This window comes from Nitrosopumilus cobalaminigenes (genome assembly GCF_013407145.1).
In the GTDB taxonomy this organism is placed as follows: domain Archaea; phylum Thermoproteota; class Nitrososphaeria; order Nitrososphaerales; family Nitrosopumilaceae; genus Nitrosopumilus; species Nitrosopumilus cobalaminigenes.
Genome location: NZ_CP026993.1, coordinates 616706 through 640231, shown reverse-complemented (window position 1 = coordinate 640231; position 23526 = coordinate 616706). Strand labels below are relative to the sequence as shown.

Here is a 23526-nt window from a genome sequence, read left to right as displayed (position 1 = left end):
ATAGATGAATCAATATATTTGAAGAGGTCAAGCAGAGTAAATCAAATAAACCTTTTAAAATATCCCAAAATACAACTATCATCATGAAGCAAAAAGCAGCATCACGAAGTATCAAAATTTTAGTTGCTAAACTAGGATTAGACGGGCACGATAGAGGCGCTCTTGTATTATGTAGAGCATTCAGAGATGCAGGAATGGAAGTAATCTATTCAGGACTTTTTGCCACCCCAGACAGAGTTGCACAAATTGCAGAAGATGAAGATGTAGATGCAATTGCAATGAGTTTACTTAATGGGGCACATGGAACACTCTTCCCAAGAGTAGTTAAAAATCTCAAAAAGAAAGGTATCAAAGATGTACTAATAGTTGGAGGAGGAGTAATTCCAGAAATTGATCATAAGGACTTAGTTAAAGGTGGAGTAGACCACGTGTTTGGTCCAGGAACACCATTACCAACAATCATAGACCACATTACAACTGGCGTGTCTAAATTAAGAAAAATATAAGAAAAAAGATTATTCTGTGGAATCAGGCCACATCATTTTACGCATTTCTTTACCAACTTTTTCAATTTGGTGTTCGTCATATTCTTTCATGTATTTGTCAAATGCATCTTTACCATTTTTCTGATATTCAGAAATCCACTCGCTGTTGAATGTACCATCTTGAATCATGGTAAGAACTTTTTTCATGTTTGCTTTGTTTGCAGCATCCATGACCATTGGTCCACGAGTTAATCCACCATACCTGGCAGTTTCACTAACACGTCTCCACATTCCATTAATTCCATATCTCTGAATCATATCTACAATGAGTTTGAGTTCATGTAAAACTTCAAAGTATGCAATTTCTGGTTGGTATCCTGCTTCAACAAGAGTTTCAAATGCATTTGTTACCATAGAAGCTGCTCCACCACAAAGGTCTGCTTGTTCACCAAACCAATCAGTTTCTACTTCTTCTTTGAATTCAGTTTTGATTAATCCAGCTCTTGCACTTCCAATACCTTTTGCAATTCCTAATGTTCTATCCCAGGCTTTTCCTGAAAAATCCTGTTCAACTGCAACAATTGCAGGAGTACCAAAATTATCAAGATAAGTTTCTCGGACTTTGGAACCAGGTCCCTTTGGTGCAATCATGATTAAATCAACATTGCTTGGTGCTTCAATCCATTTCCAATAGATTGCAGCTGCATGAGAAAATGACAATGCTTTTCCTTCTGAAAGATTTGGTCCGATTTCGTCTTTGTATACTTGACCTTGAATCATGTCAGGAATCAATATGTGAACAATGTCTGCTTGTTTTGTTGCATCTGTAACAGACATTACTTTGTGACCATCAGCTTCTGCCTTTTTCCAGCTGTTACCGCCTTCCTTAAGACCAATTATCACATTAAGACCAGAGTCTTTCATGTTGTTTGCTTGTGCATCACCTTGGATTCCGTAACCAATTACAGCAATTGTTTGATCTTTAATTGGATCAAGACTGATATCGGTATCTTTCCATGTTTTTGCCATAGATTCTGGCAGAAATATTGCAAATATTAACTATGATTTAGATTTCAATTACTTTATCACAAGAACGACATTTTACAGTGACCTTATCACCAGGAATTCTAATGAATCTCTTTGAACCACATTCAGGACAAATAGGACATGCACGTAGTGGTTCTCCCATATGCAATAACAAGATTTGATTTAATTAAATCAGTCTATTGGATAGGGCCACTACCAAGAATTCGAATGGTAGGGGATTCAGGTTTTAGAATTATTGCCACTTGGCCTTTTTTGCAAACAATTGGTTTCTCAAATGTTAATTTTAATGGAGAGATGGATGAAAATTTGGCAGCTTTGATTTGCAAACCAATACTAACTAAACATCCTTGATTTTCTGCAATATCACTTTTGTAAAATGGACTCTTTTGAAAATCAAGTTTAATCTCAGTCTTTACATCAACTGCACCCTCTACTGAAATAACATCACCACGACTAACTTCATCAGGTTTTGCGCCCTTTACTGCCAACCCAACTCTTGCAGGGCATATCGATTCAGATACAGGATCATCATGCATTTGAATAGATTTTATCAAAACATCAATTCCAGCAGGATATAATTTCAAATTGTCATATTGTTTTACTGTTCCATTTGTCACCTTACCTAAAATGACAGTACCAACACCTTTCACATCAAAACAATGATCTATTAGTAATTCAGATGGATCATCATTGGTAATTGGTTCTAGTTTATCCATTTCTTCTTTAATTTTATCTTGTTCAACTTTGATGTAATTTTCTACAACTGTTCCTTTAATCATCATCTCCAATTTGGATTCATCAACATCAAAAGTATGTGATAGAATTCCCTTTTCCTTTTTTAAAGAGTCAAGAGCAATAATTTGTTCGCCAGTAAATTTGTCTAGTTTATCAACATGTAATATCACATATTCAGCCAAATTAATTGCCTGAAAGAGAGGTTGGATTTTGTCAGGAAATCCATTTGGAATTACCCAGGTTTTGATTATGTCAGATTCTTTTCTATCATATAGAGTAAGATCAGATTCTGTACCTTTTTTTCCAAACTCAGATGCAATTTCTTGTTTTCCTAGAACAACAAAATTGATTGATCGTACCATAACGGATAACAAAAAAACAGACCTTATGAATTTTTGAAGAGTCTAAAAAACTGGAAGTATTTTCAAACTGAAATTAAAGTGTGAAAAAAATAAAAGACCAGCCTGGAAGCGATCAAAGGTTAAATGTTCCTTTGGAGATATAGAATAGACATACCTAAGGAATACAAGAAAAATGACGATGAAAGAACAACTCAACCTATTTGATAATGAATCAGACACTGCAATGTATAAGCACAAAATTACATTAGAAAAAATTAGAAATGAATTAATCAATTTTGGATTAACAAAAAGCCAGGCCAAAGTTTTCATTTATCTTGGAAAATATGGTGCAAAAACCGCATCAGAGATTTCTAAAGCATTACAGTTGCCAAGAACTGAAACATATCATCTTGTGAATTCTCTGCAGAATTTGGGTCTAGTAACTGCAGAACTTACACACCCTACCAAATACACTGCAATGGAAATGAAAGAAGCAGTTACAACTCTAGTTAAACAAGAACAAGATAGAATCGACACACTTGCAGTTAAAGAAGAATCATTATCTGAAATGTGGGATGCAATACCATATTTTGCAGTAGAAACCGATGAATCAAAATCAGAAAAAATGCAATTGTTACATGGTTCAGGTCCAATTTCAAATAAAATTAAAGACATGGTTAGTTCTAGTACCGAATCAATCAAAGTTTTAGGAAGTATGGCAGATGTGTTAAGAATGTATTATGCAGATGTTTTTGATTGGGTAAAAGATTCAACATCAGAATTAGACATAGTCATCTCACCATCATCACAAATGCCAGAATTTCTTTCAGATTTAGATCAGAATAAAATTCGAATGTGTGATCTAAAAACAGAAAACAAATGTTTTGTAATTAATGATTCCAAAGAAGTTTTAATTTTTATGAGAAATGCAAATCACCCTACAAGACAAATCTTTGCATGGTGGTCCGATTCAGACACTTTGGTAGACATGATGAGTACTTTGTTTGAATTATCTTGGGAAAAAGGAGAAAAAGCATATTGAGTAAAAACATTCCCAATATCGACAAATTGAACGAGTTGACAGGTTTGATATTAAACAGAATTAAAATTCAGGCCAAAGTAAAAAATCAATAAAATATAGAAAACAGCATTAATGCTTGTGGTTCTTTATGCAACTATCACAAAATTCATCCCCACATTGATCACATGAAATTAGTTGTCCAGGCCTATATCCAGTAAAGCAACTGTCACAGCTAGTTCCATTCATGAATAGTCATAGAAAATGAAGTCTAAAAAGAGTTCTAGCATGGATATTCGGAAAGATCAGTTTTGACATCCTGTTGTTCATCCAAAATATGAAGATGGTATAAAATAGATTTATTTGCTGAAGAACCCATTCTAGTTGTCATAATAAGGTATGAGGTTCATTTTTTATATAAAAGACTAACGTACAAATCATACTAAACATGGAGACCGTTTTGGCCTACGGGAACGAGTTCAAAACATCAGCATAACTTGCAAATCGGTGATTTTTTGGTTTTACCAATTTTTGTCGATATTTTTTCACAGGTTTTCCAGTGGCACCATTAAGACCCAATGGACCTTTCACATATTTTTCATTATTTGCCCAGTTGAGAACTTCATCAGTTGGAGCATAATGATTTACAACTTTTGAATTTACAATAGATTGGATAATTTTCCCATATTTTTTGGAGGATGGAACATCTTCAGTTATAGACGCCCCAAAAAAATAAACACCTTCAACAACTCCAATGTTTTGTTTCTTTTTTGCAAGATACTCTAAAGTGCTTAAAATTACTTGAGAACCTAAAGAATGACCCATCAGCCTAATCTTTGTTTTTGGACTAGTTAATTTGAAATCTTCAATAAATTTACCAAGATTTCTACCATTTTTCTTTGCAATTTTTTGACCTACGGCAAGAGCATGTTTTGCGTGTTTTATCAAATGAGCTCCTGTAGTGTTTGAGTCATAACTATATCCAATTACAGGATGAACATATCCAAGTTTACGTAATTGTTTTTTTGCTAAAAGAACCTTAGCAACTGCTCCTGCATTGTCATTTCGTAATCCATGAATCATGATTGTGAGTTCTTTTGAATTTACCAATTTTTTAAAATCTTTTTTTGGATATGTAAAGTAAGAATTGTTTTTCAACGTACTACCAGTTGAAAGATCATAATACCCCCTAGTGGAAATTCTTGGAATAGGATTCATGATTATTCAGAAGGACCTAATTGACTTTTGTGTTTTTTAATATCTTCTTCTTCAACTCTTGCAAATAATGGTGATGCTTCACCTAATTCATGATTTGCTGAAATTCCTAATTCAGACATATCAAACCAAGAAGATTTGGCAATGTCACCATCCAACCCTAATTGAATCCAAATTTTTTGGGCAGATTCAGGCATGAACGGGCAAATTGCTATAGCCAAAGCCCTAGCTGCATTTACAGATAGATAAACACAGTTTGCAGTGCCAGGCCCCTTTTTCCAAGGTTCCTTGTGTTGAAAATATTGATTGAAGAAGGATGAGAATTCCATGATCTTTTTCAATGCACGATCAAGATGATTTTGTTCCATTAATATGCCAACATCACTTGCAAGTTGTTTGATTTTTTGTTCAGCTTCAGAATCTTTTTCATCAAAGGCATCAGATTCTGGAACCTTTCCATCAAATGCTTTTTTAGTAAATCCAAGTGCACGATTTATGAAATTTCCAAGATTGCCAATTAATTCTGAATTAATTCTAGTTGTAAAATCATCCCAATCAAAATTCAAATCATCTTGAGAGTACGGATTAATTGAAACAAGATAGAATCTCAAATAATCAGCAGGATAGTACTCTAAAAATTGTTTTAATCCAATATACCAATTCCTGCTTTTTGAAATTTTCTTTGATTGTAATGTCAAGTGACCTCGAGTTGGAATATAATCAGGTAATTTGTACTCAGAGCCGATTCCCAACCTCATTGCAGGTAAGAATAGATAATGATGGTATACAATATCTTTTCCAATAAAATGGTAAATATCAGCAGAGTTCCAAAATTCTTTTCCATCTATTCCTTTATCATTTAGAAATTTCATTGCAGTAGAAATGTATGCCAAGTGGTTATCAAACCAACCATAGAAAACTTTGCCATCAGCACCATCAAGTGGAACAGGAACGCCCCAAGGAATATCTCGAGTTATATCCCAATCAATTAATCCAGATTTGATCCAATTTTGCACATATTTTTTTACATCTTTTTGAAGATGTGGACTTTCTTCTAGCCATTTAGATAGGGGTTCACCAAAATCTTTGAGTTTGAAAAAATAATGAGTTGTTTTTTCTTTAGTAGGAGGCTTACCACATAGAGAACATTTTGGATCAGTTATTTCTTCAGGTACACGGCCACAACTCTCACAAAGATCAGAGTATTGGTCCTCAGCCTTACAATAAGGACAGATACCTTTCACATATCTGTCAGGTAAGAATTTTTTATCATTATTGCAATAGAATTGAATTATTTCTTTTTCATAAATATATCCAGAATCATTTAGTTTTTTGAAAACATCTTGAACAAATGAGATATTTTCTGAGGAGCTTGTTTTGTAAAAATAGTCAAACCCAATATTGAATGCAGCAAAATCATCATAATCTCTCTTGTTCCAATGTGCAACATATTCTGCAGGAGTTTTGCCTTCCTTTTCAGATTGAATCAAAATAGGAGTTCCAAAATCATCAGATGCACAAACATAGTATGCTTCAACACCGTTTAGTTTTAGAAATCTTGTAGTTACATCGGCTGGAAGATATGTGGATGCAACATGTCCTAAATGGATTTCACCATTTGCATATGGTAACGCACTTGTAATGATAGCTTTTTTGTTCATCAGATATTAGCATGTGGCGATATTGATCTTAAGAAGTTTACCAGTTATTGGCATATTTTACTTGCTCTGGAGTTAATTTATCGATTTTAACATCCATAGCCTTTAGAGCATCAACTGCAATTTGTTGATCAATTTCTTCAGGAACATTGATGATTTTATTTTCCATCTTTTTGTGATTTTTAAGAATATACAAAACAGATAAAATTTGATTTGAAAATGACTGTGCCATTACTTCAGGCGGATGTCCTTCTGCTGCAACCAAGTTTGCAAGACGTCCTTGTCCAATGAGATAAACTTTCTTTCCATTTTTCAAAATACATTCATCAAGACTTGGTCGTACTTCTTTAACAGATTTTGAAGATTTCAACAAGAATTTACTATCAATTTCAACATCAAAGTGACCGACATTACCCATGATTGCACCATCTTTCATTTTCATAATGTGTTCTTTGCGAATCACACTGGTCATTCCAGTACAAGTGATGAACATATCTCCAATCTTTGCAGCTTGTGACATTGGCATTACTTCAAATCCATCCATGTGAGCTTCAAGAGCTTTGATAGGATCCACTTCAGTTACAATTACTTTGGAACCCATTCCATTACATCGGGATGCAACACCACGTCCAACCCATCCATAACCAACAACAACTACACGTTTTGATGCCATGAGAAGATTCATTGCACGGAGATATCCATCAATGGTACTTTGTCCTGTACCATATCTATTATCAAACATGTGTTTTGTATATGCTTCATTAACTAAAATTACAGGGTAGCGAAGTTTTCCCTGATTTTCTACAGCTCTAATTCTTGTAACACCAGCAGTAGTCTCCTCTGTTGCCCCAAGAACCTCCATGTCTTTGAATCGTTTATCAAAATGAGCTTTGATGTTCATATCAGCTCCGTCATCGGTAAGGATAGTTGGTTTGTGTTTTAGAACTTGATCAATACACCAATCATAATCTTTGACAGATTGTCCATGCCAAGAATAAACATTGATTCCTTGAGATGCTAAAAATGCTGCAATATTGTCTTGTGTGGTTAACGGATTTCCACCGCAACAAGCAACTGTGGCTCCTAGTTCTTTAGCACCCATCAATAAAACAGATGTTTCTTTAGTGATGTGAAGACAAAATCCCAAAGTAATTCCTTTGAGAGGTTTTGATTTTTTGTATCGATTAATAGTATTATCTAAAATTTGCATATGAGATCTTGCCCATTCATAAGATAACTTACCTTCTTTGATCAATTTTGGACTAGACTTTACTTTACTCAATGATTCAACGCTTAGACTACAGTATAAAATTCTATCATGCGAATGTAAATAAATGACAAGTATATCACATGAGTATGGCTTGGAAGAAAGTTGCAGATAAAGGAGCAGTTGCAGCAGGTAAAGGTAAAGCTTTCAAAGTCGACGGCAAGCAGATAGCAATTTTCAATCAAGATGGATATCATGCAATGGATGATCTATGCGTACATCAAGATGGCTCTATTGCACCTGGTAAGTTAGAAGGAGATATTGTAGAATGTCCATTACATTTTTGGCATTACAATATCAAAACAGGAGAATTAACAGACTATCTAAAAGAAGTCAAACTAGAAACTTATCCAGTTGAGGCCAGAGATGATGGCATTTACATCGACATTTAATCTCTAAATTATTTGTAAATTAAAAAAAATACAGTGTCGTTTTAGTCACAGATTCTGTATTCTCGTAAAATTACAATTAAAGCAAACTTCCAAAACTGGTATATTCGCACACGCCTTTTATCTTAAAAAATTGAAATTAATTTATGCAAAGTAAAGTAATACTCCCAATGTTACTGGGGATTTTGGTAGTAGGTATTGCTCAAACTGCATTTGGACAAGAAGTTGAAAAAACACCATTCATTGCAGTAGACGAGGTGGAATTCCAACAACCCGAATCAAAATACAATTATCAAGAATTAACAATTATCGGATTTGTTGAAAACTATAATCGTGGAGAAGAGATTGTGATCACCATTACATATCCTGATAAAACTATAGAAGAAATCAATACTTATGCTTCAAAGAAAGGAGAAATTTACACACTACTCCACGTCACCCAGGATTCACAGATAGGAAAACATTTGGTCACATTGAATTATTACGAGAATTCTTTATCAACATCATTTGATATTTTAGAAAATCAATAAAAATAGGAAATTAAATGAATTCGATTACAATAATTGGCATAAATTTGATCATTGGTGCGGCCATAATTTCAGGAGCAGTAGTAATATCAGATCAACAAGCAGATTCTGAAAATAAAATTCAAGTATACAAAGAAAAAATATACGATTCTGAATGGAATGAAGAGATAACAAAAATTCTTCCAAGAGGAGGAGAATTAGGAAAAGACTGGAATTTGTTATGGTCTGATTCCAGTAAAGAATTCATTAAAGGAGAGAATCCAGTCATAATCAAAAAAACAGTTGCAGGAAATGAAATACTGTCTACATCTTACACTTATTCATATAAGAATAATGAAACATATCAGATTTTTATTTGGAAAGGAGAACTTGTTTCTAATTGGATTTCTAAAGATGCAGTAAACAACATATTTTTACAGATAGATGCCAAAACTGAAAAAATTATTGACGGATTAGATTTGATTCCAAATTGCGTTGTTGGATATTATGACTATTATGGAGAAGAAAATGAAATTGAAAATGATTTGCTATTTTCAGAATGTGCCAAAAAAGATGTGCGGATAAGAGTTAATTTGATCGAAGGTCATTACAGTCAAGAATCAATTGAAAAAATTGTATTTTTGAGTAATTTGGCAACAGGTAAAATTTAGAAAGATAGAATGCAAAGAGAAGGGACAAAGTTCCCCTCCCTTGTGCTAGGTATGGGTTATGTTGGGCACAGATTATTCTGTAATATTACTATACGAAGTTAGTATATGGAATAATGTGTGTTCAAAATGAACTATTTTGTTCCAATATTAGGAATAGATTTTATTCTCACATATTATAAAAAAAATATTGAATCAAGGTATCATAAATGAGATAAAAAATCAAGATTATTCACAAATAACTGAAACAATAGAAGGTTTTCTATCAAGTCAGATTGAAAAAAATAATTCTGACGGATTAATTTTAGGGTTAAGCGGAGGAATAGATTCTGCAGTTCTAGCCTACATATGTAAGCGAAAATTACAAGACAAGACTCTTGCCCTAATAATGCCAGACACTTCAATTACACCAAATTCAGAAACTGAAGATGCTCTGAAAATGATTTCATTGACAGGTATCAAATACAAGCTAATAGACATCAAACCAATTGTCAACGAATATTCAATGTATCTTGAACCCAATGAAAAAGCAAAAGGGAATCTAAGAGCTAGAGTAAGAACTAATATTTTGTACTATTATGCAAATGCCAAAAACTATCTCGTACTAGGATCAAGTGACAAAAGTGAATACATGATAGGATATTTTACAAAATTTGGAGACGGAGCATCAGACATTACGCCAATAATCTCATTATACAAATTACAAGTCAGAGAGATTGCAAAATATTTAGGAGTTCCAGAAAATGTTATTGCAAAGAAAAGCAGCCCTCATCTATGGAAAGATCATGAGGCAGAAAATGAACTAGGAGTGCAATACGAAGAAATTGATTCAATTTTATATTGTTTGTTGGATAAAAACAAATCAATTGAAGAAACCGAGACAGAGACACAAATTGACAGAAAAATTATTGAAAAAATTCATCAACTACACATAAACAGTGAACATAAAAGATTGCCATCACAAAAACCAGATAGAGAGTAGAATGAAACTACAAGACACATTATCAAAATTAGAACAAGAAGTAGATATTTCTAAAAATGTCAAAATTTACCTGTGTGGAGTCACAGTATATGATGAATCCCACATAGGTCATGCAAGAACAATCATAGTTTTTGATGTTCTTAGGAAATATCTTGAAAACAAAGGAGTGGAAATTGAGTTCATTCAAAACTTTACAGACGTAGATGACAAAATAATCAATAGGGCCAATAAAGAAAATACAACAGCAGAAGAAATCAGCAGAAAATACATTGAGAATTATTATACCGATTTTGATGGATTAAATGTAAAACGTGCAACAAACTATCCAAAAGCAACTGAACATATTGGAGACATTATAAAGTTTATTGAAAAATTAATTGAAAAAGATATCGCATATGCTACAAAGAACGGAGTATATTTTTCAGTATCAAAATTTCCAGAATATGGGAAATTATCAAAAAAGAAAATTGATGAACTTCAATCAGGAGCAAGAATAGAAGTCGATGAAGAAAAAAAAGATCCACTAGACTTTGCAGTATGGAAATTATCAGATAAAGAACCAACATGGGATAGCCCATGGGGTAAAGGAAGGCCAGGATGGCACATAGAATGTTCTGCAATGAGCATAAAGTATCTTGGAGAAAACTTTGACATTCATGGAGGAGGGCGAGACCTGATTTTCCCACACCATGAGAATGAAATTGCACAATCAGAATCATGTACAGATAGTCAGTTTGCAAAAATTTGGATGCATGTAGGCATGGTAACTATAGAGGGTGAAAAAATGTCAAAATCAATTGGCAATGTAAAATCAATTAAACATGTAATAGAAAATTGGGGGCCAAACATCATCAGACTGTTCTGTTTGTCAGGACACTATTCAAAACCAATTGATTATTCTGAAGAATTGCTAAAAGAAAACCTAATCAAATGGAGGCAGGTAGAAACGTGTCATTACGAATTAATCCATGCAAATAGTGAAAATATTGAAAATATTGATGAATTTATACAAAAAATAGGCACAGATTTTGATAATGCATTAGATGGTGATTTCAATACACATTTGGCATTATCTGCATTTTTCCAACTAGTAAAAGAGACTAATCGATTAGCAGCTGATGAAAAACTAGGAAAAGAAAATTCACAAATTATTAAAAAAGAATTAAAACGAATGTTGCAGATTTTAGGATTAAACATTCCAGGGATCACGGAAAATGAAATACAAGAAATTGATAAATTAATTATCAACAGAGAAAAAGCTAGAGAAGAGAAGAATTACGATGACGCAGATAAAATTAGAGATAAATTAAATGAAATGAATATAGAATTAATTGATCATAAAGGAAAAACAATCTGGATGAGAAAAGAAAAAATTAATGCTGAAAAATAAAAAAGATTAAGGATTAATCATTTCTAATTTATCCCCAATTCTGTCATAGTATCCGTTTATTTCCATTGCAGGAATGTTAAATGTTGCAGATACAGAATCGCCAACTGCAGCACTGCAATTTGGAACTACGACGGAGCGTCCAATAGCGGATTCTCCAACACAGCCATAATTCGTTACAGCAATGACTGTCACATCTTCAGTAACAGAAGTAGGAACAATATTCCAAGGAGTAATTGTAAACACCAATGTTACTGAAATTGCAACAGCTAAAATTGCTATGAACTTTAACTGTGGAGTTTTTTGGTTTGTTGTTTGTTGTTGCATTTCTCCTCAACACTATTTGCACTTTATAGAATATAACCTAGGGGCAACTTTTTCACTGGTGCTAACTTTTAAAAGAATTTTTAAGATAATTTACAATCACATTTTTTGTTTTTTAAAATACGTATTTGATTCATGGGAGTATCAATAAAAATATCTTGAATTCCACCCCCAACGGCTTTTCTTTTGTCTAGAGGGCTTTGGTGATTATAACCTCTAGATTTCATTTCTGAAACCAACTTTTCGTGCCTAAAATACATGGCTTTTAGCTTTCCAATCCACCTTAAGGTTTCAGGATGCTTAGAATATCCTTTTTTATTTTCAGTGATCACTGTCCACATCGCATGAAGTTCTCGATGCTCTCCAAGTAAATGATTTCTGCAAAGCAATGCAGGAGAAATATCCCAAATTCTCATTTTAGATAAACCAAAATTTTTTGCAATTACTACACTTGAACTTGTTATTCATGGTTCTTGAAATTTCTACATTTTTAAAATTTGTAGAACCACATGTAGGGCATAAGTTATCTTTCATTATTTTAAACATCCTTCATTCTTTGAGAATAATCATAATTGAAAATTTTGCTAGGAGTTATCTCTATTGCAATTTCAGATTTTGAGTTATTTTTTAAAAATTCAGAAAGGATAGATTTTTTGTCTCCAAGATATTTGTTCATTAGTATTGTAAGAATTTTTTCTCCATCATCATTAATGATTTTTGCAGTACCAGTTCCTCTTGTGCCCATGTATGGAGGTGTATCAGTTGCTATTTCAAATCCACATTTAGGATTGTTTTGTAAATATGAAACAATTTTAGCCGATTTTTGTGTTGCACAAAAAATTTTTCCATCTATTTGTTCATACCATAGAGAAATTATATTGGGAGTGCCGTCAGGCTTGATGAAAGCTATTCTAACAGGTATTTTTTTATTAGAAATGTTATTCCCAATTGTTGGATTATTCATTTTTTGCAAATTCAAGTCTCCATTTTAGTAATAATAGATTGAGTGTAACAATAATCACAAGTCCAATCATAGTATTCAGAACCGCAAGAGGTACAACGTAAAATAACTTTACCCATTATTTTTTTCAGTCATTTTTTGTATTTAACTAGAAGAAAAAACTAATCCTAGTGCCAATTTAGCACTAGTTTTTATAATTATCACTAGTTAAATATTCTAAACAAAGTAAATACTCAAGTTGAAAAAAATTCTACTAGTGATATTTTTGATAGGAATGTTATCAATGCAATCAGCCTATGGTCACAAACTCATTTCTCATGATGATACCCATAGGGATTTTGATTCGGCACTAAGAATTCCTGATCATAAGATCTCATGGGCAGTTTATGAAAATCTAGGCGTAAATGAGGCAAAATACTACACATTTGAGGCAAAAAAAGGAGATTCTCTTTATGCCAGTATAGTAATTCCAAAAATTTCAGGACTAGAAGAGTATTCTCCAACCATGATTCTAGTTAATGAAATCAATGGACAGTATAATTCAGAGAAATTTCCATATGAAGGAAACTTTCCAGGAATAGAATTTTACGAGCCATTTGGACAGGTAACATATTGGGAAAGACAGGAAATAACATCGGAAATTCCAACTGATGGTACATATTACATTGTTGTAATGGATGAGAAAAATCAAATAGGAAAATATTCTTTTGCAATCGGCACCATCGAGGACTTTTCAGGAGGAGACTTTTTTACAATTTTACCAAAAGCATGGTTCGATACAAAATTATTTGTAAAGGATTACTCAGCAATTGTAATTTTCTTTACGGTACTAGTTGTGATTATTGGAATTCCAACATTGTACATTATCAGGAAACATAAAATTAAAAGGATAAATGGAAATGTCTCAACAATCAAGTAAGAACAACATGGAAAATGCACCATACAATATTCTCGTAACAGGAGCTACAGGCTTTATTGGTTCTAGATTGATTTCCCATCTTTCAAAGAAAGGGTATAAAGTCAAAGGAATGTCAAGAAGAAATATTTCGGATACTGAAAATGTAAAATATGTTCAAGCAGATGTTTTTGATCAAAATCAGCTTGAAGAATCACTAAAAGGAATTGAAACAGCATATTATTTGCTTCACTCAATGGAGGGGAGAAAAGAAGAGTGGAAAAAGTTTGCATCACGAGAGAAAATTCAAGCTCAAAATTTTCTGCAAGCAGCAACAAAGACAGGAGTGAAAAGAATAATCTATCTTGGAGGATTAGTTGATGACAGTCTAGATTTATCCCCCCATATGAAAAGTAGAAAAGAAGTTGGAGAGATTCTGGCATCAGGGAATATTCCAGTTACTGAACTTCGCGCATCAATAATTATCGGAGCTCAAGGGGGCTCTTATGCCATGTTAAGATATTTGGTAGAAAGGCTACCAGTCATGGTATGTCCTTCTTGGGTAAATTCACTTGCACAACCCATAGCAGTAGATGATGTGATTGAATATCTTGCAGGTTGTTTAGAGCATTCGGAAACTATTGGGGAAATCTATGAAATCGGGGGCAGTCAGAAGATGACTTACGAACAACTCATGCGAATATACTCAAAATATCTGAAAAAAAATCTCTACATCATACATATTCCATTTCTGACTACACGTCTTTCTTCGTATTGGGTTGATTTAGTCACACCTGTAAAGGCATCATTGGCAAGACCACTCATAGACAGTTTGGTTCACGATACGATAGTTTCAGATAATTCAATTACAAAAATAATTCCTTTAAAGCTCAAATCAGTTCTAGATGCAATCAATATTGCAACAATAGAGATGAGGGAAAATCCACCAAGTTCTCCTACAAGAGAAGAACACACAGGATTCAAAATTAATCAAAAATTATTACTTGGATCATTGATTGCAATGGTATTAGTTGGCACTACATATTATTGGCTTGATGACAGAGTAGAAATTTTTCAGCCAGCTTGGATAATTGCAGGAGTGTTTTGGTACATTGCGATTTTTGCTGCAATAATTTTTGTCAAAAATAAAACTAGATTAGGATTTCTTATTGCAGGACTAATATCATGGGCAACATTAGCATTTTGGCTATTTGATAATTTTTATATTTTATTTGATACCTCGTTGATTATTGAAAAACCAAATGAGTTGGTTACAATTAGGAATTTTATTTGGGCAGCAATATCAATTCTAGCTGTAATTGGATCTCATAACACATTCCACAAAATAATTGATTATCAGTATAAAGGAAAAGAAATTTGAGAAAATTAAAAATTAGTACAAACTAATTAGTGTAAACTAATAATTTTCAAGCGTAAAAAAATTAGGACAGTCTAATTAGGAGTATCTAATTTTCATTGTGTTTAATAGAATAAAAAAACAATACAGTGCATGAACGCATGGAATAAATTTTGGAATTGGTATGAGAGTAAAATTCTAGGCAGTGTAATATTAATTGCAATTATACAATTCATTCAAATTCCACATATGGTGTGGAATGCAGACATTATGTTGGAAGCAGGAATTGTGTCGAGAGTTCACCCAGTAATTGATTGGTTCTTGTATGGAGTAGATCTTATTGAAATCATTTCAATCATCAATGTTGGAATGATAATGTTTAGTTTAATCAAAAAGAAAAGAGCACAAAAAAATCAAATCAAGCAAACTGCATAGTTACTCTTTTGCTTTCCAAATAACACGTTGAGGGAATGGAATTTCAATTCCAGCTGCGTCAAGAGCATTTTTGGCAACTTTAAGTAAATGAGGACCTACTGCATCCCAATCATCTCTAGGATGCCATACCAAAATTTCAATATTTACACTAGAATCAGCCAACTCCTTTATCCTAAATTCAGGTTTTGGCAGAGTCAAAACAAAAGGTAATGAGCGGCGAATAGATTTTTCAAGCACCGATACTGCACCTTCAATATCTTCTTTGTAAGCAATTCCAATTATTGCTTCAGACCGCCTAACAGGAGTAGAACTTAATGAACGAATGTTAGAAGTGAAAAAGGATTCATTAGGAATTCTAATAATAGTTCCATCAAATTTCCTTACACGAACAGAAAAAGTGCTGATATCTAATAAAGTTCCAACCACCCCAGAACTTGGAATTTCTATTTTGTCACCCTGTTTTACAGGTTTTTCTATCATCAAGAAAATTCCAGAAATTAAATTAGATACTACAGATTGAGTTGCAAAACCAATAACAATACCAAATATGCCTCCTGCAACAAGCAATCCAGAGAAATCAACATTTGTTGTGGAAGTAAAAACTAGGAACGATAAGATAATAATCCCAAAATAAATTAATTTTCCAAAGTTTTTCGCAGAGTCTTGAGGTAATTTAGGGGCATAGTATTTTGAAAAAATAAGTCTCACAGTTCGTGCAACAATAATTCCAACACTCATAATTATTCCACCTAAAAATAATGAAAGAAGAGTGAATCCTTCAGTAAGTTCAACATCAGCAAGAGATTGTAAAAATTCAAAAACCAACCTAATCAACTCCCATGTCTATTCGTTTAACATGTTCAATTCTTTCATAAGTTGGAGATTTTGTCCATTCGGTTTGAATAGGAATTGGATCAACATCCAGTATTTCCAAAGTGAGTTTTTTCTTTAATACCGCAGACAAAGAATCAACTATTGCTTTAGAATCTTTATAATATATTGAATTTTCGGAAATGGGAAAAACAATTTTGGATATTGTCAATCCTTTGTTTAGATCATTTTTAAAATTAATTTCCATCACTGCATTGAAAAAAGGGATAGAGTCATCATATGATTCAACGATATTTGAAAGGGCATATTTACAGAGGGTTCCAGATTCAGGAGTACCATAAAGACAAAATCTAGAGTTTAAAGGGTCACAAGTAAACCAATCCAGAGATTCTTTACTTTCACCATGAATCAAAAAAACACCAATTTCAATAGGACAATTTACTAAAACTACGGCTGATGAATCTTTTGATAGGAAAATAGGAGATTCAAGCTCCAGATACATATACTCAGAACGACGTGCAGGGTAATTCAAGGATCGAATAGGAGCAATTTCAAGAGTTATCTCAGAAGAAGATGTCGGGATTATTTTTTCTAAGAGATTATCTTCAGAGTCCTTCCTAGTATAGGAAAAAACATTTTTTCCTATTTTCTTGATTTTTACAGTAATATTTGGAAAAGTAAAATCCATTTGATCATCAATAGAATAAACGCCATAATTTGAAAAGGCAGAGTCCATTCCAGATTCACTCATATTTTCAATTTATAACAACCTTGGATTTATTCTATCGTTTTTACAATTAACACCATTAATTATAATAAAAAAGAAAGGAGTATTACTCCAAATCTAGAGGGATGTTCATACTTCCATAAGGCTCATTGATTCGGAATATGTATGATTTTGAAGGATCATATTCAAACTCAGTTCCACCATATCCAATATTAGGTCCAAATAGAATATTGAATTCTCTTGAATCACCTGGATTAAGTACTATTTCCCCACTTGTAAAGTCCATTCCAGAATATTTGTAGGCCTTTGAGCCATCCCAAACATCATAAGCACATATTGAAGGACTTGTACAATGTAATGCAGTTATTTCTGAGCTAGTATTTTCAGCCAACATTCGGATGCTCAAAATAGGTTGTCCTGATGGACGAACTTCAAATTCATTTCCTTCAGAACCTATTCCATACCAATAATAGTTGATTGGTCCAATTGTGAATGTTTCTGCATTAGATTTGTATTCATACAGAGCTATTGCCTTTTTGAGGGGTTTTTCACAATCTAGTCTTTTGTATCCGACTTTGATTTCTGAACATGCTTCCAATTCACTTTGAAGAGATGTTAATTCTGAATCACTGTTGTCTGTAACAGTTGATTCCATTGGTATTGATTCAGAAGTAAGAGAAATGGAAATGAATCCAGATTTTATCAAGTGTTGAATCCCATTTACAAATTCAGTATCAGAAATGGTTCCATCAGCCCACCAACCTGCATTGTTTTTTACCCAAGCTGGTACACCCTCAGAAGTTTCTGAAGATACAGATGTTGGAGGTACTTCTATTATTCCATCTTCTATCAAAAATGAGATTCCAGTTAGGAATTCAGATTCGGAAATGGTTCCATCAGCCCACCAACCTGCATTGTTTTTTACCCAACCAGGAACTTCTGCATAAGCAGTAGAAACGGTAGAGGCAATTATCAGAATTGCTGCAATTGTAGTTATTGCGGTTTTCATTGATGATTTTTTTCACTCATTATATTTAAGCTGGTGCTAAATGATAGACTAGTGGTAATTTTACCAGAATTAGATGAAAAAGCTAGTGGTAATCAGTCTAAAACAAGATTTTGCTTATATGTAAATTGAAAAGAACTTGAAAAGTGAGTGAGAAACAAGATATATTCAGCATAGAAACTCAAACAATTACTGAAAAAGATGTCATAGATTATGTGATTGAACGATTTGAAGATGTTAAAAAAAATAAGAAAATAAATAATTTAGTTTCGTTTCAGGCCATCAACAAATACATGATCATGGCACATAATCAGGAGGAATTAAAAATATTGGGCAACTTAGTTGCAAGTAATAAAAAAGTAGATTTCAATAAAATTCTCACAGAATACGAGATGCATCTGAAAAAATCTTTAGAAAGTGAACCCACAATAAAAAAACATAGTAATGTCATATTGCATATTTTTGGACATTTCTCAAATAATTTCAATCAACAAGAAAAAGAAAAATTTTTTGATTTACTTGATAAATTTAAAAACAAGAGAATTTCGGTGGGCGAAATTTTGGCAGAGATTGAACCAATAATTTATCGATTTAATGACACATATCTTGCAAGCCAAACTTATTTTCTATTGTATTCAAACCCACATCCAGGAAATTTGTTTAAACTGTTATCAAAGAAGTTATATTAAAAAAAATCAGAGATAGTTTTCTGTCTTATCAATTCAACAATATTTCCATGAGAGAGCCATTCAGATTTACTGATACTCATTTTATTTGATGCTAAAGATAAAGCATGTTCAAAATTATCAGCAACTAGACAGTTTTGATTCATTGCCTCACGAATCCCCTCTCTAACTTGCCAGACACCAACAGGTATAGCATATTCTGGACGAATTTCTCGGAAAATAACAACTCCTGCTTGAATCTTATTCTTTTTCAAATATTCTAAAACACCCAATTTTGCTGCAAAATAGGCACCAGCAATTGCTGGAGGATGATCAATTCCACGAGCATCCTCATAATCAGACCCAAATCCCAATACACCGTTAGAATACCAAGCTTCAATCATTTCATAAACCCACCTGTGTGGAAATAGTACAATAGTGAAAATATTTCCTAAATGTTCATATGAAAAAACTTTGTGGGAATCAATTAAACTATAATCAAGTATATCATCAATAAGGGATTTGCAAATTATATCATCAGTTGCAATTATACTCCATTTAGTAGGAACCAATTTTCTTTTTTGTCCCAACATTCCAATACTGAAACATTTTTGAATTTTTGAAATTTCAATTCCAGAATTATATAAATTCAAAACAGCATCTTGTGCTTTCAAATCTTTATCATAGTATGTTTTTTCGATAGACTTTACAGAGGTAGTTCCAGTGAATTTTGCAGATTTGATTTCTCCAATAGGACCAAAAGGTGCACTTTCACCATCTAGTGCAATGTTTGGACCAGTTGATTTTTGAAAAATTAAATCAGAGTCAATGGGTTTTGATGACATTGCAACTTCTTGAAGGTTTTCAATATATCGGCCTCCAGTTTGATCAATAGGGATTTTTTGAATGCCTCTAACTAAATTTAGTCTAAAGTTTACAATATCTTCTAAAGATTTTCCTTTCCATTTTTCAGGACTATCAAGAAGACTAGTATCTCCATGTATTGGGGGAACCATAGGACCAACAAAGACTTTGGGATAATCATAAGAGCCAACAAAAACTGATGGAGGACTAGAACCACTAATAGAATCTGATGAAAACAAATTACCATGTTTGGAAAGAGACTCATGCCACTTTGACAAAATTGCTTTTCGAATGGTTTGAGAATCAGAAGACATGATTTTTGTGCCTGAAATGTGCCTATTAACTTGCCGTATAAGAAAAATTGATGGTTAGTTAACGTATGGTGTTTAAAGGATCAATTCCAAAATAAATCATGACAGTAAATAGAATTGTTTCATTTTTGCCTAGCGCCACTGAATTGATATATGAATTAGAGTTACAAGATAAACTGTTTGGAGTAACACATGAATGTAAATATCCACAAGATGCATGTTTAAAACCCAAAGTTATCAACACGGTTGTTGATTCTGAAAAATTAACTAGTAAAGAAATTGACACTACAACTTGTAAATTACTAAGTGAAGGTAAAGATGTTTTTATTTTAGACGAAGAAAATTTGAAAAAAGCCAATCCAGATTTGATAATTTCACAAGAAACGTGTGAAGTTTGTGCTGCATATACCAACCAAGTCAATAAAGCAGTAAAAATTTTGGAAACAAAACCAATTATTCATTCAATGGATCCCCACAACATGAAAGAGATCATAGAATCAGTAATGAAAATAGGGGAAATTCTAGAATGCAATCAAAAAGCAAAAAACATCACAGAATCACTAGAAAAAAGAATCTCACGCATCAGACAAAATAATACAAATGATAAACCAAAAGTGCTGGCAATAGAATGGATTGAACCATTCTTTACTGCAGGTCATTGGGTTCCAGAAATGGTTGAAATTGCAGGAGGTAAAAACATGATTAGTAAAACAGGTGAACATTCAAGACGATTAGAAATCAAGGAAATAATAGAATCAAATCCAGATATCATTATTTTGATGCCATGTGGTTTTGATACAAAAAGAACAATCAAAGAATATTTTGAAATTCTCAAAAATAATGAATCTTGGAATTCATTAAACGCGGTAAAAAACAACAAAGTTTTTGCTGTAGACGCAAACTCATTTTTTAGTAAACCAAGCATCAGAACAGTTGAAGGAGTTGAAATCTTAGCAAAGATAATTCAGCCTGAAAAGTTTGGCAATTTGAGAGTTTCAAAACACGCATTTGCCCTCATTGGGAATGAGTATTCATAGGCTCAAAAATTTGACTGTCATACAGGATAACATACTACCTGTTATGTCCAATTTTGGAAATAATATAGCATGACAAGAAACTTTGCAGGAGACACACACATCAATAATTTGCTAAAAATGACAAATGATGTGATGGATAAATTAAAAAAAGAGATTCAGTAATTAGCACTATAAATCATAGTTAGCATTAGTTATATACTCATTTTGGAAAAATAATCACATGGTGTACATTAGAGCTAAAAAAGTAAAATCTGATCAATATCTATACCTAGTCAAAAGTGTCTGGGATTCAAAAAAGAGCACATCAAAGCAAGAAATTGTAAAATATCTGGGCAAAGCGTCTGATGTTGTAAAAGACGATATTCCAATAGAATATAGAAGTGATCCAAAAGTGTTGTCAGTTCTTGCTTCTTTTAATCCTAAAGATATTAAAAAAAGAGAAGAAGCTTCAAAAAAATCCAAACAGCAATTATACAAAAAATTAACTGAAGGTAATATTGAAGAGTGTGTAAAAATATACAAAGAATATGTTAAAATTTTTAATGCTGCAGATTTCTTTGATAAAATCCTAAAACCGGTCATGTACGATATAGGAGAACATTGGGCAAATAATAAAATCAGCATTGCAACAGAACATGTTGCAAGCAATATCGCTCAAACATTAGTCAGAATAATTATGGACAGAGTATCAGGTACTGGAAATAAGAAAAAGATTTTGATATGCGTACCACTAGGAGAAGAACATCATTTAGGATGTGATGTGTTAGAGACATATCTTTCAATTAAAGGATTTAAAGTATACAATATGGGAACATCACTTCCAACTGAATCAATAATGAATTTTATTGAAAATAATAATCCAGATATTGTGTTTGTTTCAATTACATTGCCAGATAATATTTCTGCAGGACAAAGATTAGTAAGAAAAATTAGAGATGAATGCAACATTCCAATTTTAGTTGGAGGTTATGCAATGCAATCAGAAAAAATTCCAAAATTTGATGCTAAGATAGTATCGGACCCAAATTTAGAAGAACTACCAAAGATCATTAGAACTGCATAATCAATTTTTCAAAAAAGATTCAATTTTAGGATAACATAGGATTGAACTGTGGGCAGCTGAATCAGTGCCTATCCCATAACTAATTGTAGAATCTCCTACAAAGAACAAACCATCAATCCCAGGAATGTGATGAGGCATTTTTGATTTCCACACTTTTCCAGGCTCTTTAACTACAGATTCTACCAATTTCCATGCCATCGGACGTTCCCAAATTAATGAAGGTTCAAACTGAGAATAAATTGAAGAAATTTCTTGTTTCATTCGTGTAACAATTTCTTTAATTTTTAGTGGATTTTCAGTATCTTCAGGCAATACAGGAGTTCCTGCAATAATCAAATGTTCCCCTTTTGGAGATACAGAGGGGGTAATATTTGAAATAAAAAAAATCCCTTTAGTAGTATAATGCTTGCCCACAGGAAAAACAACTTGACGTGAATCAATTTTAGATTTTAATGCAAAATGAACTTCTACCACAGAAGTAGTTTTATTCAATTGATTAATTTTTTTAATAAAATCTGAAGAGATGATGTTTTTATCAAAAAGTTGATTTAATGCAGAATATGCGGGATATGAAATAACAACACATTTTGTAGAGATAAACGTGTCTTCACCATTTGGATTTGTTATAAACACACCCTTCACTTTTGAATTTTCAACAATTACTTTATTGACAGATTGTTTTGTATGAATTTCCCCATTATTTTCTAAAATATAATCAGATAAGACATTACAAATTGAATCATAACCACCATTATCAGGATATGCAAATTCACTAGTTCCCCCTTTGAAAGGATTAGCTCGAATAATAGTTCTAGTAAATTCACCTAAAGAAATGTGATCTGCAGTATCTGCAAAAGCTAACATGCAAATTGCCTCAAAAAAAGCATTTGTATCAGAATCTAAATTTTTTGTGATTTTTGTTAATGGAGTATCATCCCAAGATTCACTCTTAGAAATTGAGGTAAACGCCAAAGGAAGAAGAATCTTTAAAAGTTTGAGTCTACTTTTTAGAGGCAATAATGAAAGCTTCAATAAATCTAACATTCCTTTAGGATACACATGAAATCCATCATCAGAATAAAATGCAATGTCATCAACTTTTGCAAGTTTCAATTTTGAATCAATTTTTAATTTTTTTAAAATTTCAAAAATTGCAGATTTTTTATAAAAAGGCATAATATGGAACCCATTATCCAAAACATGGTTTCTGAATACCATAGATGCAGTTCTCCCACCCAACTGTGCAGATTTTTCAAGAATCATTACTTTATAGCCATTTTGAGACAGTAATGCAGAAGTAGTTAATCCTCCAACCCCAGCTCCAACGATTACAACAGGCTCAGACATGAATA

At 32.7% G+C, this 23526-nt stretch carries 27 protein-coding genes; 13 read left to right on the top strand and 14 right to left on the bottom strand.

Annotation, left to right across the window (positions count from 1 at the left end; genetic code table 11):
- Window positions 1-83: 83 nt before the first annotated feature.
- The gene (locus C5F47_RS03820; RefSeq protein WP_179361571.1) at window positions 84-506 is read left to right on the top strand and encodes a cobalamin B12-binding domain-containing protein; all 423 of its coding nucleotides are present in this window, start codon (window positions 84-86) and stop codon (window positions 504-506) included.
- A gap of 9 nt (window positions 507-515) precedes the next feature.
- On the opposite strand, the gene ilvC is transcribed toward C5F47_RS03820, so the two are convergent.
- Genes ilvC through C5F47_RS03810 form a run of 3 tightly spaced genes read right to left on the bottom strand, consistent with a single transcriptional unit; the run spans window position 516 to window position 2629 of the window.
- Complete coding sequence (gene ilvC, locus C5F47_RS03815) at window positions 516-1514, bottom strand: ketol-acid reductoisomerase (protein ID WP_179361570.1); 999 nt, start codon at window positions 1512-1514, stop codon at window positions 516-518.
- Between the two features lie 37 nt (window positions 1515-1551).
- Window positions 1552-1674 carry a hypothetical protein gene (locus C5F47_RS09740; RefSeq protein ID WP_281361093.1) on the bottom strand — a complete coding sequence of 41 codons (123 nt, stop codon included), beginning with the start codon at window positions 1672-1674 and terminating at the stop codon, window positions 1552-1554.
- Between the two features lie 34 nt (window positions 1675-1708).
- A complete protein-coding gene (locus tag C5F47_RS03810; protein ID WP_179361569.1) occupies window positions 1709-2629 on the bottom strand; it encodes an EF-Tu/IF-2/RF-3 family GTPase in 921 nt (306 codons plus the stop codon).
- A gap of 178 nt (window positions 2630-2807) precedes the next feature.
- On the opposite strand from C5F47_RS03810, the gene C5F47_RS03805 reads away from it, so the two are divergent.
- Entirely contained in the window at window positions 2808-3650 is an 843-nt protein-coding gene (locus tag C5F47_RS03805) for a TrmB family transcriptional regulator (RefSeq protein ID WP_246271186.1), read from the top strand.
- Between the two features lie 441 nt (window positions 3651-4091).
- Here C5F47_RS03805 and C5F47_RS03800 read toward each other — a convergent pair whose 3' ends face one another.
- The 3 genes from C5F47_RS03800 to C5F47_RS03790 are packed head-to-tail and all read right to left on the bottom strand — an operon-like array spanning window position 4092 to window position 7781.
- Entirely contained in the window at window positions 4092-4844 is a 753-nt protein-coding gene (locus C5F47_RS03800) for a DUF726 domain-containing protein (protein ID WP_179361567.1), read from the bottom strand.
- Window positions 4845-4846: 2 nt separating this feature from the next.
- Window positions 4847-6502, bottom strand: coding sequence for a methionine--tRNA ligase (metG, locus tag C5F47_RS03795; RefSeq protein WP_179361566.1), 1656 nt, complete (start codon window positions 6500-6502; stop codon window positions 4847-4849).
- Between the two features lie 37 nt (window positions 6503-6539).
- A complete protein-coding gene (locus C5F47_RS03790; protein ID WP_179361565.1) occupies window positions 6540-7781 on the bottom strand; it encodes an adenosylhomocysteinase in 1242 nt (413 codons plus the stop codon).
- Between the two features lie 74 nt (window positions 7782-7855).
- On the opposite strand from C5F47_RS03790, the gene C5F47_RS03785 reads away from it, so the two are divergent.
- From C5F47_RS03785 to cysS, 5 genes are all read left to right on the top strand, one after another.
- The gene (locus C5F47_RS03785) at window positions 7856-8158 is read left to right on the top strand and encodes a Rieske (2Fe-2S) protein (protein WP_179361564.1); all 303 of its coding nucleotides are present in this window, start codon (window positions 7856-7858) and stop codon (window positions 8156-8158) included.
- Between the two features lie 143 nt (window positions 8159-8301).
- Window positions 8302-8685, top strand: a complete 384-nt coding sequence (locus tag C5F47_RS03780) for a hypothetical protein (protein ID WP_179361563.1) — start codon at window positions 8302-8304, stop codon at window positions 8683-8685.
- Window positions 8686-8699: 14 nt separating this feature from the next.
- Window positions 8700-9332 carry a hypothetical protein gene (locus tag C5F47_RS03775; protein ID WP_179361562.1) on the top strand — a complete coding sequence of 211 codons (633 nt, stop codon included), beginning with the start codon at window positions 8700-8702 and terminating at the stop codon, window positions 9330-9332.
- Between the two features lie 187 nt (window positions 9333-9519).
- The gene (locus C5F47_RS03770) at window positions 9520-10311 is read left to right on the top strand and encodes an NAD+ synthase (RefSeq protein WP_179361561.1); all 792 of its coding nucleotides are present in this window, start codon (window positions 9520-9522) and stop codon (window positions 10309-10311) included.
- Between the two features lies 1 nt (window position 10312).
- Window positions 10313-11701 carry a cysteine--tRNA ligase gene (gene cysS / locus C5F47_RS03765; protein ID WP_179361560.1) on the top strand — a complete coding sequence of 463 codons (1389 nt, stop codon included), beginning with the start codon at window positions 10313-10315 and terminating at the stop codon, window positions 11699-11701.
- Window positions 11702-11707: 6 nt separating this feature from the next.
- Here the strand turns inward: cysS and C5F47_RS03760 are convergent, their stop codons facing one another.
- The 3 genes from C5F47_RS03760 to C5F47_RS03750 all read right to left on the bottom strand — a co-directional run bounded on the left by C5F47_RS03760 (window position 11708) and on the right by C5F47_RS03750 (window position 12986).
- Window positions 11708-12025, bottom strand: coding sequence for a hypothetical protein (locus tag C5F47_RS03760; RefSeq protein WP_179361559.1), 318 nt, complete (start codon window positions 12023-12025; stop codon window positions 11708-11710).
- A gap of 80 nt (window positions 12026-12105) precedes the next feature.
- On the bottom strand, window positions 12106-12438 hold the full coding sequence (locus C5F47_RS03755; RefSeq protein ID WP_179361558.1) for a pyrimidine dimer DNA glycosylase/endonuclease V: 333 nt from the start codon (window positions 12436-12438) through the stop codon (window positions 12106-12108).
- Window positions 12439-12560: 122 nt separating this feature from the next.
- A complete protein-coding gene (locus C5F47_RS03750) occupies window positions 12561-12986 on the bottom strand; it encodes a pyridoxamine 5'-phosphate oxidase family protein (protein WP_179361771.1) in 426 nt (141 codons plus the stop codon).
- A 235-nt stretch (window positions 12987-13221) separates the two neighbouring features.
- Here C5F47_RS03750 and C5F47_RS03745 point away from each other — a divergent pair, with 235 nt between their 5' ends.
- The 3 genes from C5F47_RS03745 (at window position 13222) to C5F47_RS03735 (ending at window position 15670) form a co-directional block, all read left to right on the top strand.
- Window positions 13222-13902 carry a hypothetical protein gene (locus C5F47_RS03745; protein WP_246271185.1) on the top strand — a complete coding sequence of 227 codons (681 nt, stop codon included), beginning with the start codon at window positions 13222-13224 and terminating at the stop codon, window positions 13900-13902.
- Entirely contained in the window at window positions 13883-15259 is a 1377-nt protein-coding gene (locus C5F47_RS03740; RefSeq protein WP_179361557.1) for an NAD-dependent epimerase/dehydratase family protein, read from the top strand. Before C5F47_RS03745 ends, C5F47_RS03740 begins: the two co-directional genes overlap by 20 nt.
- A 129-nt stretch (window positions 15260-15388) precedes the next feature.
- The gene (locus C5F47_RS03735; RefSeq protein ID WP_179361556.1) at window positions 15389-15670 is read left to right on the top strand and encodes a hypothetical protein; all 282 of its coding nucleotides are present in this window, start codon (window positions 15389-15391) and stop codon (window positions 15668-15670) included.
- Here C5F47_RS03735 and C5F47_RS03730 read toward each other — a convergent pair whose 3' ends face one another.
- The 3 genes from C5F47_RS03730 to C5F47_RS03720 all read right to left on the bottom strand — a co-directional run bounded on the left by C5F47_RS03730 (window position 15671) and on the right by C5F47_RS03720 (window position 18237).
- Window positions 15671-16495: a mechanosensitive ion channel family protein gene (locus C5F47_RS03730; protein WP_179361555.1), complete on the bottom strand. Its 825-nt coding sequence runs from the start codon at window positions 16493-16495 to the stop codon at window positions 15671-15673.
- A gap of 1 nt (window position 16496) precedes the next feature.
- Window positions 16497-17252 (bottom strand): DUF432 domain-containing protein, encoded by a 756-nt coding sequence (locus C5F47_RS03725; RefSeq protein ID WP_179361554.1) that lies wholly within the window; start codon window positions 17250-17252, stop codon window positions 16497-16499.
- 82 nt (window positions 17253-17334) lie between these two features.
- On the bottom strand, window positions 17335-18237 hold the full coding sequence (locus tag C5F47_RS03720; RefSeq protein WP_179361553.1) for a peptidase: 903 nt from the start codon (window positions 18235-18237) through the stop codon (window positions 17335-17337).
- A 143-nt stretch (window positions 18238-18380) separates the two neighbouring features.
- On the opposite strand from C5F47_RS03720, the gene C5F47_RS03715 reads away from it, so the two are divergent.
- A complete protein-coding gene (locus C5F47_RS03715) occupies window positions 18381-18923 on the top strand; it encodes a DUF1722 domain-containing protein (RefSeq protein WP_179361552.1) in 543 nt (180 codons plus the stop codon).
- Here the strand turns inward: C5F47_RS03715 and C5F47_RS03710 are convergent.
- A complete protein-coding gene (locus C5F47_RS03710; RefSeq protein ID WP_179361551.1) occupies window positions 18920-20077 on the bottom strand; it encodes a hypothetical protein in 1158 nt (385 codons plus the stop codon). The two genes, C5F47_RS03715 and C5F47_RS03710, sit on opposite strands and share 4 nt — an antisense overlap.
- A 98-nt stretch (window positions 20078-20175) precedes the next feature.
- Here C5F47_RS03710 and C5F47_RS03705 point away from each other — a divergent pair, with 98 nt between their 5' ends.
- Both C5F47_RS03705 and C5F47_RS03700 read left to right on the top strand, forming a co-directional pair.
- Window positions 20176-21111, top strand: coding sequence for a cobalamin-binding protein (locus C5F47_RS03705; protein WP_179361550.1), 936 nt, complete (start codon window positions 20176-20178; stop codon window positions 21109-21111).
- 220 nt (window positions 21112-21331) lie between these two features.
- A complete protein-coding gene (locus tag C5F47_RS03700; RefSeq protein WP_179361549.1) occupies window positions 21332-22174 on the top strand; it encodes a cobalamin B12-binding domain-containing protein in 843 nt (280 codons plus the stop codon).
- On the opposite strand, the gene C5F47_RS03695 is transcribed toward C5F47_RS03700, so the two are convergent.
- Window positions 22175-23521: an FAD-dependent oxidoreductase gene (locus tag C5F47_RS03695; protein WP_179361548.1), complete on the bottom strand. Its 1347-nt coding sequence runs from the start codon at window positions 23519-23521 to the stop codon at window positions 22175-22177. It abuts the gene before it with no gap.
- Window positions 23522-23526: the final 5 nt, after the last annotated feature.